This is a genomic window from uncultured Plantibacter sp. (assembly GCF_963518075.1).
Taxonomy (GTDB): domain Bacteria; phylum Actinomycetota; class Actinomycetes; order Actinomycetales; family Microbacteriaceae; genus Plantibacter; species Plantibacter flavus_A.
The window spans coordinates 62,881-76,634 of record NZ_CAUQHZ010000004.1 but is presented as its reverse complement, the minus strand read 5'-3'; the positions used below and the strand labels follow the sequence as shown (position 1 = coordinate 76,634).

Genomic DNA, 13,754 nt, shown 5'->3' with positions numbered 1-13,754 from the left:
ATCCGGCCGGTGACAATTGGTATACCAAAATGGTGTACCGTCATGCTAGCAGCGGGAGACACCCACCGCAGGAAGCGGCACGATGACCGGATCGACACCAGCCCCCGAGGCCCCGGCGACCGCTCGCGGGGCGCGTCCACCGATGCCGAACGCCGGTCGGGCCTGGACCGTCCTCGGGCTCGGTGTCGCCGCGCAGACCGCCGGCACGCTCTTCGTCAGCACCCCGGCGTTCCTCATCCCGCTCCTGCACGCCGATCGGGGCATGTCGCTCGCCGAGGCCGGCGTCCTGGCCGCCGCCCCCACCCTCGGCATGGTGCTGACGCTCATCGCCTGGGGTTGGCTGGCCGACCGTGTCGGCGAGCGCATCGTCATCGCCGGCGGCCTCGCCCTCACCGCCGTCGCCGCGGCCGGGGCGGTCGCCGCGGACGGCCTCATCCCGTCGCTCGGCTACGGTCCGCTCGGAATCCTGCTCCTGCTCGGTGGCGCCGCCTCCGCGAGCACGAACTCGGCGAGCGGCCGGATCGTCGTCGGCTGGTTCCCGAAGGACCGACGCGGTCTCGCGATGGGGATCCGCCAGATGTCGCAGCCCCTCGGCGTCACGGCGGCCGCGGTGACGGTGCCGTCCGTGGCGGCGGCGTCGGGCATCTCCGCCGCCCTCGTGATCTCGCTCGTCGCGACGGGTGTCCTCGCCGTGGCCTGCACGATCGGACTCCGGAATCCGCCACGGACCGCCGTGCCGAAGCCGGTCCCGACGGAGACGACGCCGAACCCCGTGGCCGCGCGACCCCGCAACCCCTACCGAGACGACGGCTTCCTCTGGCGCATCCACGCCGTGTCGATCCTGCTCGTGGTGCCGCAGTTCACCCTCACGACCTTCGCGCTCGTCTGGCTCGTCGCCGATCAGGGCTGGAACGCGCTCGCGGCGGGCGTGCTCGTCGGTGTCGCGCAGTTCGTCGGAGCGATCGGTCGGATCGGCGTCGGGGTGTTGAGCGACCGCCTCGGCAGCCGGGTGCGGCCGCTGCGCTGGGTGGCGGTGTCGGCGGTCGTCGTCATGCTGCTCCTCGCCGGCGTCGGGCTGCTGCAGTGGCCGGTGGCGGTCGCCGTCGCGCTCGTCGTCGCCAGTGCGGTGACGGTCGCCGACAACGGGCTCGCCTTCACCTCGGTCGCGGAGATGGCAGGCCCCACCTGGGCGGGGCGGGCGCTGGGAGCGCAGAACACCGGCCAGTTCATCGCCGCGTCGGTCGTCGGGCCGGCGGTCGGTGCGCTCATCGGCCTGGTGGGCTATCCGCTCGCCTTCCTCGCGGTCGCGGTGCTCCCGGCCCTCGCGATCCCGATCATCCCGAGCGAGGCCGCGGAGCACGACCACCTCTAGGCCGTCGTCCCACCGGTCCGGTCGGCTCGTCTAGTCGACGTTTGACGGATATCTATCGCGGCTGCCAGGCTTGCCGAGGCCCCACGACGGCCCGTGTACCTCCCCGCCGGCGAGTCGCGCTCCACTGCCTCCGACCACCGTCGAGCGACAGCCGGAGACGCCTGGTCGGCCGATCAGAAAGCACCACAGTGACCGGCACCACCACGTCCACCGACCCCGTCCACGCCGTCGCGGAGGCCGCCCTGCGGCGCAACGCGGGCGAACCCGAGTTCCACCAGGCACTCCTCGAAGTCCTCGAGTCCATCCGCCCGGCGCTCGAGGAACACCCGGAGTACCTCGAGGCGGGCATCCTCGAACGCCTCGTCGAACCCGAGCGGCAGGTCGTGTTCCGCGTGCCGTGGACCGACGACCGCAACCGGGTGCAGGTGAACCGCGGCTTCCGCGTCCAGTTCAACTCGGCGCTCGGCCCGTACAAGGGCGGGTTGCGCTTCCACCCGAGTGTGAACCTGTCGATCGTGAAGTTCCTCGGGTTCGAGCAGATCTTCAAGAACGCTCTCACCGCGCAGGGCATCGGCGGCGCCAAGGGCGGCAGCGACTTCGACCCGCACGGGCGATCGGACGCCGAGATCATGCGCTTCTGCCAGAGCTTCATGAACGAGCTCTACCGCCACCTCGGCGAGCACACCGACGTCCCGGCCGGCGACATCGGCGTCGGCGCGCGCGAGATCGGCTTCCTCTTCGGCCAGTACCGGAAGATCACCAACCGTCACGAGTCGGGCATGTTCACCGGCAAGGGCGTCGGCTGGGGTGGCGCCGAGGTGCGCACCGAGGCGACCGGGTACGGGACGGTGTTCTTCGTGGACGAGATGCTCGCCGTCGACGGCCGCGGGGTCGAGGGCAAGCGCGTCATCGTGTCGGGCTCCGGGAACGTCGCGACCTACGCGATCGAGAAGGTCCACCAGCTCGGTGGTACCGCCGTCACCGCGTCGGACTCCTCCGGGTACGTGGTCGACGACGCCGGCATCGACCTCGAGCTCCTCAAGCAGATCAAGGAGGTCGAGCGCGGCCGGATCTCCGAGTACGCCGCCCGCCGCCAGGGCGCCCACTTCGTCGCCGGCGGCAGTGTCTGGGACGTCCCGGGGGAGATCGCACTGCCGAGCGCGACGCAGAACGAGCTGCACGAACGCGACGCGATCGCCCTCGTGAAGCACGGCGTCATCGCGGTCGCGGAGGGCGCGAACATGCCGTCGACGCCCGAGGCCGTGCGGGTGTTCCAGCAGGCCGGCGCCCTCTTCGGCCCGGGGAAGGCGGCGAACGCCGGTGGTGTGGCGACCTCGGCGCTCGAGATGAGCCAGAACGCGGCCCGGCAGCGGTGGTCCTTCGATGACAGCGAGGTGAAACTGCGCGGCATCATGCACGGCGTGCACCGCGCCGCCTACGAGGCAGCCGAGCGCTACGGCCGGCCGGGCGACTACGTCGTCGGGGCGAACACCGCCGCGTTCGTGAAGGTCGCGGACGCGATGCTCGCCCAGGGCGTCATCTAGTCGGCTCTTCCCGTTCGCAATTCAGGACGCCGCCGGGGCGTCGCCCCCATCTCGTCCATCGGGGTGCGGACACGCCGGCGGCGTTCCTGAGTTGCGAACGCGCACGTGTCCGATTGCGACGGGGTGATCGGCCCCTGGACGGCGAGTGACTAGCCTCGAAGGGTGACCGACCCCCGCCCCGCAACCACCGTCATCGTCGGCGCCGGCCTCTTCGGCCTGGCGACCGCCGTCCACCTCGCCCGCGCCGGTCGACGGGTGACGGTCCTCGAGTCGGGCACCGCCGCCGGTGCGACGACCGCAGCCGGAGCGGGCTTCGTCGGCCTCTGGGCGGCGGGCTACGCCTGGTACTGGGACGAGTCGGAACTCGCCCTCGAGCAGGCCGGCCTCGACTTCTACCGCGGGCTCGACGCTGCCGGATACGACATCGGGCTGCGGAACACGGGCAACGTGTGGCTCGCCCTCACCGAGCAGGCCGTGCTCGACCACCTGCTGCCGTTCGCCGAGCACCCGCTCCGCCCCGAGGACGCCCGCCTGCTCACCGCCGTCGAGACCGCCGAGCTCGTTCCGGGTCTCGACCCCGAAGCCATCGTCGGGGCGTTCATCCATCCCGACGGCATCCAGATCAGCGCGCCCGACGCCGGACTCGCGCTCGCGGCGCTCGCCCGGGCCGAGGGCGTCGAGATCATCGAGCAGACGCCCGTCGTCGATCTCCTCGCCGAAGGTGGCCGAGCCGTCGGCGTGCTGACCGCCACCGGCGAGCGCGTCCTCGGCGACGAGGTCGTCCTCGCCGCAGGGTCCTGGACGAACGAGCTCCTCGCCGCGACGGACCGCGTGCTGCCGTTCGCGCGGGTGATCGCGAGCCGCCTGACCACCGCCCCGTTCGGTCTCGGCGAGGTGCCGACCCTCATGATCCCGGAGCTGGACGGACTGTGGATCAGGGAACACCTCGGTGGTTTCACGTACGGCAACGGCGTCGGCTACGAGGCGCTCGCCGTGCGCGACAGTCCCGCGGATCGTCGACCGGACCGCCCCGACCTCGTCGAGGCGATGCGCGAGCACCTGTCGCCGATCGTCTCCGAGCTCATCCCGGCCGCCGCGCCCGTCGTCGACGACGCCGAAGCCGTGCAGGGGATCGTGTCGTACACCGCAGACCGCCGCTTCATCGCGGGGTCCGTCCCGGAGCTCGACGGGTTGTTCGTCGTGGCCGGCGACAACGAGTCCGGGGTCACGCACGGCCCTGGACTCGGCCGGATGCTCGCCGAGCTGATCGTCACGGGTGAGAGCCCCTTCGTCGACGCGTCGCGGTACGCCCCCGGTCGGTTCCCGTCCCGTCCGTTCGCCGACGAAGCCGCCGTGGCCGCCGCGATGCCGGCTCGTCGAGCAGTCGACGCGCGGGCTGCCGCAGCGACGCGCGTGACGACGGATTCGGGCCTGCCTGCGGAGTCGGGCCGATGACCTCGCCGGGTCCGGCAGCGGACGCGACGCAGACCGCGCTGCCGGCGCGCGCCGAGGTCGTCGTCATCGGTGCCGGGATCGTCGGTGCGGCGGCTGCGCGCTCGCTGGCCGAGCAGGGCCGCGACGTCCTGCTTCTCGAGCGGTACCCGCGCGGTCACGAGCACGGCTCCTCCCACGGAGCGACCCGCATCTTCCGTCAGGGTTACGACGCCGACGACTACGTCGCGCTGACGTCGGAGGCGCTCGCGGCCTGGCGGGCGCTCGAATCCGCGAGCGGGCGGACACTGCTCGACCTCACCGGTGCGCTCGACCACGGCCGACCCGAGATGCTCGCGGCGATCGAGGCGGCGATGACCCGGGGTGGGATCGCGTCGGAGCGCCTCACCCCGGAGCAGGCGAGCGACCGCTGGCCCGGACTGCGGTTCGACCGCGAGGTCCTCCACCACGCGACCGGCGGGCGACTGTACTCCGCCGAGGCGATCGAGGCCCTGCTCGACCTCGCCGAGGTCGCCGGAGCGAGCCTGCGCTTCGGCGTGCGGGTGTCGGGTGTCGATCTGACCGAGCCGACCGATCCGACCGCCGGTGTCACCGGCGCCGTCGTCCGCACCGAGCTGGGGGACGTCGTCGCAGACCACGTGGTCGTCGCGGCCGGCTCCTGGACGCCAGACCTCGTCGGCGCGCTCGCTCGCAGCGTCGGTCGTCCGCTGCCCGAGATCGTCGTGACGCAGGTCCAGCCCGCGCACTTCCCGAGCGGACTGCGCGCCGACGCCTGGCCGAGTTTCGTCCACTACCCCGTCGAGGGGTCGAGCGTGTACGGGCTGCTGACGCCGGGCGAGGGGGTCAAGGTCGGGCTGCACGGCGGTGCCGTCCACGTCCACCCCGACGAACGCGACGGCCTCGCCGAACCCGAGGAACTCGCGCGGCTCACCGCCTACGTCGCCGAATGGGTGCCCGGTGTCGACGCGTCCGCACCCCATACCATCAGCTGCCTCTACGATCTGAGCCCCAGCGAGGATTTCGTGATCGACCGGATCGACAGCATCATCGTCACGACGGGATTCTCCGGTCACGGGTTCAAGTTCGGCCCGGTGCTGGGACGCCTCATCGCCGATCTCGTCGACGGAGCCGAACCGCACCCGAGGTTCGCGCTCGCCGCCCACGCGGTACCCGTCGCGCCATCAGCATCAGCTCTCCCGCAGTCACCCGAAGGAACCGCTCCATGAACCGATCCGCCAGATTCACCACGGTCGCCGTCGGCCTCGGTGTCGTCGCCGCCCTCACCGGTTGCACGGCCCAGGGCGGCACCACCACGACCACCGCGCTCGTCATCGGCACGACCGATCAGATCGTCTCGCTCGACCCGGCCGGTGCCTGGGATCGCGGATCCTTCACGCCGCAGAACCAGATCTACCAGCACCTCCTCAGCTACGACGAGGGCGACGTCGTCCCCGCGCCCGACGCGGCGGAATCGTGCGACTTCACCGACGAGACCACCTACGTCTGCACGGTCAAGGAGGGGCTGACCTTCTCCAACGGTCACGCGCTCACGGCCGAGGACGTCGTCTACTCCTTCACCCGCGTCCGTGAGATCGCCGCCGACAACGGACCGTCGCCGCTGCTCGCGAACCTCGACAGCGTCGAGGAGGGTGACGACAACCAGGTCGTCTTCCACCTCACGGTGCCGAACGACCAGACCTGGCCCTACGTGCTCACGAGCATGGCCGGGCCGATCGTCGACGAAGAGGTCTTCCCGGCTGACGAGCTGCTGAGCGACGACGACGTGATCGGCTCCGGCCCCTACGCCGTCGACAGCTACCAGGCGGGCGGGCTGCTCTCGCTCGAGGCGAACTCGCGCTACTCCGGGACCCGCGCGAAGACGCAGCACGTCGTGCTCAAGCCGTACACGACGGCGTCGAACCTGCGGCTCGACCTGGAGAAGGGCGACGTCGACATCGCCTACCGCTCGCTGACCGCGACGGACGTCGCCGACCTCCGGAGCGACTCCGACCTGCAGGTCGTCGAGGGGCCGGGCGGTTCGGTGCGGTTCCTCACGTTCAACCTGAACACCCAACCGGGTGCGAACGACGCGCAGAAGCTCGCCATCCGGCAGGCGGTCGCGTCGCTCATCGATCGTGAGGAGATCGCCGACCAGGTCTACAAGGGCACCTACGCGCCGGCCTACTCGGTGGTGCTCGACGGGCAGACGGGGGCGACGCCCGCGTTCCAGACCGCGTACGGTGACGCGCCGGACCCGGCGAAGGCCGCGGCGATCCTTGCGGCCGCGGGCGTCAGCACCCCGGTCGCCCTGCCGATCCAGTACACGAGCGACCACTACGGCCCCGACTCCGACCAGGAGTACGCGCTCATCAAGTCGCAGCTGGAGGAGTCCGGACTGTTCACCGTCGACCTGCAGTCGACCGAGTGGACGAGCTACGTGAAGGAGCTGAACCCGGAGTCGGGCTACCCGGCGTACCAGCTGGGGTTCTTCCCGGACTACCCGGACCCCGACAACTTCCTGCGCTCGGCGTACTCGACGACCGGGGCGTCCGTCGCCAACGGGTACTCGGACCCGGCCGTCGACGCGCTCATCGACACCGAGGCGACGGCGACCGACCCGGCGGCGCGCATCGCGGCGATCGAGCAGATCCAGGCGCTGACCGCGACCGCGGCTCCGATCATCCCGCTCCTCCAGGGCACCGAGACGGTCCTCGCCCAGAAGAACGTGACGGGCCTCGAGGAGACGCTCGACGCCACCTACACCTTCCGCTTCGCGGTCCTCGACCGAACGAAGTAGCCCGGTCTGGTTGCGCCAGCGCGGTGCGCTGACGTGGGCGCGGGTCTGTGACGTGAGCGCGCCCCTCCGGGAACCCGCGCTCACGCGCGCGGGGAGCGCTCACGCCGGGTGTGCGCCATTCACGTGGGCGCACCGCGCCGGCACCCGGAGGGGAGGTCTCAGGTCAGCGCGGTGCGCTGGCGCGAGAGCTGTCGAGTCGGCGTGAGTGCGGGTCAGCGACGTGGGCGCACCCCTCCGGAGACCCGCGCTCGCGGCTGTGGGGCGCGCTCGCGTCAGCGCACCGCGCTGGCACCCATCACGAACGGGGGAGGATCCGGGCGAGCGCGATCGTGGCATCGCCGGTCAGGGACAGGGTGCCGGCCTCGAGTCGGAGGGTGTCGTGCCGCTGGAGCGCACGAGGGTCCAGACCTGGCCCCTCCGCCGACAGCAGCCCATCGCGGAACACGACGAACGTGGTGGCACCCGGGGGCGTGGTGACGAGCCTCGAGCCGTCGACGACGCCGACCTCGAGCGATCCACGGAACCGGTCCCGCGACACCATCAGGTTGAGATCGAGCGTCGGCCCGACCACGCCCCGCGACGAGACCGCTGAGGCCCCGTCGAAGGCGGCGACCTGCCACCGGTCCAACTCGACCGGCTCACCGTCGATCACGAGTCCGAGTCCACCCGCCGACAACGCCATCAGCTGACGGTCGACGCCCGGGAACGACGAGAAGGCGACGTCCGACTCGACCGTCGCGGTGCTCAGCGTCCACCCCGGAGCGGCCGGCGCGTCACCGTCACCGTCGCCGAGCCCACCATCGGTCCGGAGCCCGACGGCCTCGACGGCGATCTCCGTCGCGGTCCCCAGCCCGTTCCGCCAGCGGTAGCTCCGATGCCGGTCGGCCGGCAGCAACACGAGTGCGTGGCCCTCCGTCGCGCCGCTCACCGCTGCGTCGTCCCTGCCGTGACACGCTCGCCGCGGTGCCGGACGCCGACCGTCAACGGCACACCGGGTCGGTAGGCGAGGTGCGACACCGAGGGCGCGTCGAGCACCTGCAGGTCCGCGAGACCACCCACGCGAAGCGATCCGACGGCCTCGGCACCGTGCTCGAGACCGACCGCCACCGCGGCCCCCCGCGTCGCCGCCCACACCGCCTCGGCGATCGTCAGCCGCATCTGCAGCACGGCGGTCGCCACGCAGTACGCCATCGACGTCGTGTACGAGGTGCCCGGGTTGCAGTTGGTCGCGAGCGCGATCGAAGCACCGGCGTCGATGAGCGCGCGCGCCGGCGGGAACGGCTCGCGCGTCGACAGGTCGCAGGCCGGGAGCAGGGTCGCGACCGTCGACGAACCGGCCAGGAGGTCGACGTCGACGTCCGACAGGTGGTTGCAGTGGTCGACGCTCGCAGCCTCCAGCTCGACCGCGAGGCGCACCCCGCCGCTCTCGCCGAGCTGGTTCCCGTGCACCCGGACGCCCAGGCCCGCAGCGCGACCGGCGAGCAGCACCTCACGCGACTCCTCGACGTCGAAGGCCCCGACCTCGCAGAACGCGTCGATGTACGACGCGAACGGGGCCACCGCCGCGAGCATCGGTCCGGTCACGAGGTCGAGGTAGTCGCGGCGGTCGACGCCGGCCGGCACGAGATGGGCCCCGAGGAAGGTGACGACGTCGGCGACCTCGGCCGCCGCCCGAGCGGATCGCGCCTCGCCCTCCACGTCGAGCGCGTAGCCCGTCTTCGCCTCGAGGAAGGTCGTCCCCTGCGCGAGCGCCTCCGCTCGCAACCGCTGCGCACCCGCGACGAGCTGCTCCTCCGATGCGGCCCGAGTGGCGGCCACGGTCGTCGCGATCCCGCCCGCCGCGTACCGGCCGCCGGCCATGCGCGCCTCGAACTCCGCCGAGCGGTCGCCCGCGAACACGAGATGCGTGTGCGTGTCGACCCAACCCGGGAGCACGGCGCGCCCGCCCACGTCGGTCCGCGTGTCGGCGTCGGGTGCGTCGGCCGCTGCGCCGAGCCAAGCGATCCGGCCGTCTTCGATGACGACCGCCGCATCGGTGATCCGGTTGCCGTCGACGTCGCCCGGCCCGGAGCCCGCGTTGGTCGTGAGCTCGGCGATGCCGGTGATGAGTTCGCTGGTCATGGCTGCCTCTCCTGCGAGGGGTGATCGGGTGTCGGGTGCGAGGCGGCTGCCCGGGGCGTCTCCGTCGATGCTGCCAGCTCAGCCAGCGCCACCGCGAGGAGCTGTTCCGGCGTCGACTCCCGTGATGTCGCAAGCAGCCGACCTCGCTCCGCCACGAGCCGCCCGCCGACGACGACACGCTCGACGTCGGACGCGGTCGCGACGAGGGCGAGTTGCGCCGGGTCCATGCCGGTGGTGCGGAGGCTCGACGTCGACACCTCGACGAGGTCGAGCGGGTCGCCAACATCCAGCGCGTGCCTCCCGAGTCCGAGCGAACGGTAGCCGTGGTCGGTGCCCGCCTGGAGGAGCTCGGCGGGCGAGAACCGGCCGCGTCTGCCGGAGGCGAGCCGTTCCCCGGCTTCGAGACCACGCAGTTCGAGCAGCGGGTCGACCACCGCGTTCTGGTCGGAGCCGACGGCGATCCGGGCCCCCGCGTCCGTGAGGCGGCGGGCCGGTCCGATGCCGTCGCCGAGGTCGGCTTCGGTCGTCGGGCACATGACGACGGTCGCGCCGGACCGTCCGATCGCCGTGATGTCCGCGTCGGTCAGGTGTGTCGCGTGGACGAGGCTGATGCGCGGGGCGAGCGCTCCGAGCGCGGCGAGCACGCCCGTCGGCGTCCTGCCGGTCTTGGCGAGCGTGTCGACGTTCTCCTGCGGTTGCTCCGACAGGTGGACGTGCAGCGGGACGTCGTCGGGCAGGCCGGCGAGGATCGTACGCATGGCGTCGACGGGCACGGCACGCACCGAGTGCAGCGCGGCACCGAGCGTGACGAGTCCGGCGGTACCGACGGAGCCGGACAGTGCGTCGCGCAGTCGATGCCAGCGGGCGAGCCAGTCGGCCGCGTCGCCGTCGCCGAACGCGAGCTGTTCGGTGAGCAGCGGTGCGGCAGGACCCCCGGCGGGCCCGAGGCCGCTTGCGAGGTAGGCCGTGTCGAGGAGGGTGAGCCGGATGCCGACGTCGGCGGCGGCTTCGGCGACCGCCAGTTCCATCGCGTGGGCGGTCGGGTACGGGGTGCCGTCGGCCTGGTGGTGCACGTAGTGGAACTCGCCGACGGCCGTCCAGCCGCAGACGAGCATCTCGCCGAACACGGCACGTGCGACCCGGCCGTAGTGGTCCGGGTCGAGGCTCGCGGCCGCCGCGTACATCGCCTCGCGCCACTGCCAGAAGTCACCGCCGTCGGCGTGGGTGCGTCCGCGCAGCAGACGGTGGAACGCGTGGGAGTGGGCGTTCCCCATGCCCGGGACGACCGTTCCGAGACGTCGGTCGCCCGCCTCCGGCTCGACGCCCCGCTCGACGGTCGCGATACGTCCGGAGTCGTCGGACGTGAAGCGCACGCGGCCGGTCGGGCGACCGTCGACGATCGCCGTCGCGGCCCAGATGGGGGCCCGCATGTCCGCTGCGCCGAGGTCGACGCTCGCGACCGTCACAGCACGCTCCGCAGCAGGGCCTCGAGCGCTTCGACGCCGGCGACGCAGTCGGCCGTCTCGGCGAACTCCTCAGGCGAGTGCGAGACACCGGTCGGGTTCCGGACGAAGACCATCGCCGTCGGCACCGCGCCGCTCAGGACTCCGGCGTCGTGGCCTGCGCCCGTCGGCAGCAGTGGGACCCCGCCGAGCGTGCCGGCGAGTCGCGCGGCGAGCTCGGGGTCGAACTCGACGACGCCCGACCAGGACTCCTCGATCAGCTCCACCACGCAGCCGGAGTCGACGACGGCCTCCTGCACCCGACCCTCGATGTCCGCGACGAGGGCGCGCGTGCCGGCGTCGGTGGCCGCGCGGGCGTCCACCCAGGCGTCGACCTCGGAGGCGATGACGTTGGTGCCGCCCGGCACGATGCGCAGGCGACCGACGGTGGCGCGGGCGTCGTCGGTCGCGAGGGCGGCCTGCTCGATCGCGAGGACGGCGCGTGCTGCGGCGACCACGGGATCACGGCGCTCGCGCATGCCGGTCGCGCCGGCGTGGTTCCCCTGACCGCTCACCCGGAGGCGCCAGCGGCCGTGGGCGAGGATCGACGAGGCGACGGCGGTGGGCGAGCCGAGGTCGATGAGGCCGCGACCCTGTTCCACGTGCAACTCGATGAAGAGTCCGATGCGGCCGAGCGCCTCGTCGTCGCGGCCGAGGTGCTCGGGAGCGAGCCCGGCAGCGGCTGCGGCCTCCGCCACGGTGACTCCGTCGGCGTCCGTCAGCGCTCGGGCGGCGTCCGCGGTGATCGCCCCGGACAGGAGCCGGGATCCGAGGCAGGCGACGCCGAACCGGGACCCCTCCTCCTCGGCGAACACCACGACGGCGACGGGACGCGACGGCTGGAACCCGGTGGCCTGCAGACGCGCGACGGCGTCCAGCGCTGAGACCACGCCGAGCGGCCCGTCGAACGCGCCGCCGCCCGGGACGGAGTCGAGGTGGCTGCCGGTGACGACCGCGTCGGGCCCAGGCGCGCCCCACCACGCCCACAGGTTGCCGTTCCGGTCCGTCTCGACGTCGAGACCGAGTCGGGCGGCGCGAGCGGTGAACCACTCGCGCAGCTCGAACTCGGCCGGCGTCCAGACGTGCCGGGAGTACCCGCCGCGTGCCGGATCGACCCCGACGCCGGTGATCTCGTCGAGCCCGGCGAGTCGACCGTGGGCGATCAGGCCGTCGGTCACTCGCCCTCCCACATCGGCACCCGCAGGCCGCGTTCGCGGGCGACCTCGGCCGCCCGCTCGTAGCCGGCGTCGACGTGACGCATGACGCCGGTGCCCGGGTCGTTGACGAGCACGCGCGCGATCTTCTCGGCGGCGAGCGGCGTCCCGTCGGCGACGATCACCTGACCGGCGTGGATGGACCGGCCGATGCCGACCCCGCCGCCGTGGTGGATCGACACCCAGGTCGCGCCGGACGCCGTGTTGAGCAGGGCGTTGAGCAGCGGCCAGTCGGCGATCGCGTCGGAGCCGTCGGCCATGGCCTCCGTCTCGCGGTACGGCGAGGCGACGGAACCGGAGTCGAGGTGGTCGCGGCCGATGACCACGGGTGCGCTCAGTTCACCCGAGGCGACCATCTCGTTGAACTTCAGGCCGGCGAGGTGCCGCTCCTGGTAGCCGAGCCAGCAGATGCGGGCTGGCAGCCCCTCGAAGGCGATCTTCTCGCCGGCCGAGGTGATCCAACGGCGCAGCTTGTCGTCCTCGGGGAACAGTTCGAGGATGGCGCGGTCGGTCGCGGCGATGTCCGCCGGGTCGCCGGAGAGGGCCGCCCAGCGGAACGGGCCCTTGCCCTCGGCGAAGAGCGGCCGGATGTAGGCGGGCACGAAGCCGGGGAAGTCGAAGGCGCGCTCGCAACCGCCGAGTTTCGCCTCGGCGCGGATGGAGTTGCCGTAGTCGAAGACCTCGGCGCCGGCGTCGTGGAAGTCGACCATCGCCTGCACCTGCTTCGCCATGGCGAGTCGCGAGCGGCGCGTGAAGTCGACCGGGTCGGCCGCCGCCTCGGTCTGCCAGTCGGCGAGCGCCGTGTCCTCGGGCAGGTAGGCGAGCGGGTCGTGAGCGCTCGTCTGGTCGGTGACGATGTCGATGGCGACACCGCGCCGCAGCAGTTCGGGGAAGACGGTCGCGGCGTTGCCGACGAGACCGACCGACAGGGGGCGCCGTTCGGCCTTGGCGGCGAGCACGCGTTCGACGGCGTCGTCGAGGTCGTCCGTCATCTCGTCGAGGTAGCGGTGTTCGACGCGTCGCTCCAGGCGGCTCGGGTCGACGTCGACGATGAGCACGACGCCTTCGTTGAGCGTCACGGCGAGCGGCTGTGCCCCGCCCATGCCGCCCGCGCCGCCGGTGAGGGTCAGCGTCCCGGCGAGGGTGCCGCCGAACCGCTTGTCGGCGATGGCGGCGAAGGTCTCGTAGGTGCCCTGGAGGATGCCCTGCGTGCCGATGTAGATCCACGAGCCGGCGGTCATCTGCCCGTACATGGTGAGACCTTCGGCCTCGAGCTTGCGGAACTCGGGCCACGTCGCCCAGTCGCCGACGAGGTTGGAGTTCGCGATGAGCACGCGGGGCGCCCACTCGTGCGTGCGGAAGACGCCGACGGGCTTGCCGGACTGCACGAGCAGGGTCTCGTCGGCCTCCAGCCCTTCGAGCGTGCGGACGATCGCGTCGTACGCCTCCCAGTTCCGCGCGGCCTTCCCGGTGCCGCCGTAGACGACGAGGTCCTCGGGGTGCTCGGCGACCTCGGGGTCGAGGTTGTTCATGAGCATCCGGAGCGGGCCCTCGGTCTGCCAGCTCTTGGCGGTGAGGGTGGTGCCGTGGGCGGCACGGATGGTCCGGGTGGTGGTCGGCATGCGCTGGTCCTTTACGTCTGCGGTGCGGTGGTGGTGGTGCTGTCCCGACGGGCTCAGGGGCGGGTCGCCGGCCCTGAACCGGGTCTCGGCCCTGAGCTGCTTCTCGGCCCCTGAGCCCGTCGAGGGGTGC

At 72.4% G+C, this 13,754-nt stretch carries 10 protein-coding genes; 5 read left to right on the top strand and 5 right to left on the bottom strand.

Annotated elements, in window-relative coordinates; all coding sequences use genetic code 11:
- The first annotated feature begins 82 nt into the window (after window positions 1–82).
- The 5 genes from RWN05_RS07110 to RWN05_RS07090 all read left to right on the top strand — a co-directional run bounded on the left by RWN05_RS07110 (window position 83) and on the right by RWN05_RS07090 (window position 7,165).
- Window positions 83–1,372: an MFS transporter gene (locus RWN05_RS07110; protein ID WP_399542885.1), complete on the top strand. Its 1,290-nt coding sequence runs from the start codon at window positions 83–85 to the stop codon at window positions 1,370–1,372.
- 188 nt (window positions 1,373–1,560) lie between these two features.
- Entirely contained in the window at window positions 1,561–2,916 is a 1,356-nt protein-coding gene (gene gdhA, locus RWN05_RS07105; protein WP_314139074.1) for an NADP-specific glutamate dehydrogenase, read from the top strand.
- Window positions 2,917–3,078: 162 nt separating this feature from the next.
- A complete protein-coding gene (locus tag RWN05_RS07100; RefSeq protein ID WP_314139073.1) occupies window positions 3,079–4,371 on the top strand; it encodes an FAD-binding oxidoreductase in 1,293 nt (430 codons plus the stop codon).
- Window positions 4,368–5,594 carry an FAD-dependent oxidoreductase gene (locus RWN05_RS07095; RefSeq protein WP_314139072.1) on the top strand — a complete coding sequence of 409 codons (1,227 nt, stop codon included), beginning with the start codon at window positions 4,368–4,370 and terminating at the stop codon, window positions 5,592–5,594. The genes RWN05_RS07100 and RWN05_RS07095 overlap by 4 nt, the downstream gene beginning before the upstream one ends.
- Window positions 5,591–7,165, top strand: a complete 1,575-nt coding sequence (locus RWN05_RS07090) for an ABC transporter substrate-binding protein (protein WP_079003521.1) — start codon at window positions 5,591–5,593, stop codon at window positions 7,163–7,165. The genes RWN05_RS07095 and RWN05_RS07090 overlap by 4 nt, the downstream gene beginning before the upstream one ends.
- A 295-nt stretch (window positions 7,166–7,460) precedes the next feature.
- On the opposite strand, the gene RWN05_RS07085 is transcribed toward RWN05_RS07090, so the two are convergent.
- Genes RWN05_RS07085 through hutU form a run of 5 tightly spaced genes read right to left on the bottom strand, consistent with a single transcriptional unit; the run spans window position 7,461 to window position 13,624 of the window.
- A complete protein-coding gene (locus RWN05_RS07085) occupies window positions 7,461–8,093 on the bottom strand; it encodes a HutD family protein (RefSeq protein WP_314139071.1) in 633 nt (210 codons plus the stop codon).
- Window positions 8,090–9,286: an imidazolonepropionase gene (hutI, locus tag RWN05_RS07080; RefSeq protein ID WP_079003519.1), complete on the bottom strand. Its 1,197-nt coding sequence runs from the start codon at window positions 9,284–9,286 to the stop codon at window positions 8,090–8,092. Before hutI ends, RWN05_RS07085 begins: the two co-directional genes overlap by 4 nt.
- A complete protein-coding gene (locus tag RWN05_RS07075; RefSeq protein WP_240555565.1) occupies window positions 9,283–10,752 on the bottom strand; it encodes a formimidoylglutamate deiminase in 1,470 nt (489 codons plus the stop codon). The genes hutI and RWN05_RS07075 overlap by 4 nt, the downstream gene beginning before the upstream one ends.
- On the bottom strand, window positions 10,749–11,966 hold the full coding sequence (locus RWN05_RS07070; protein WP_153303545.1) for an allantoate amidohydrolase: 1,218 nt from the start codon (window positions 11,964–11,966) through the stop codon (window positions 10,749–10,751). The genes RWN05_RS07075 and RWN05_RS07070 overlap by 4 nt, the downstream gene beginning before the upstream one ends.
- Complete coding sequence (gene hutU / locus RWN05_RS07065) at window positions 11,963–13,624, bottom strand: urocanate hydratase (RefSeq protein WP_314139068.1); 1,662 nt, start codon at window positions 13,622–13,624, stop codon at window positions 11,963–11,965. The genes RWN05_RS07070 and hutU overlap by 4 nt, the downstream gene beginning before the upstream one ends.
- Window positions 13,625–13,754 lie beyond the last annotated feature (130 nt).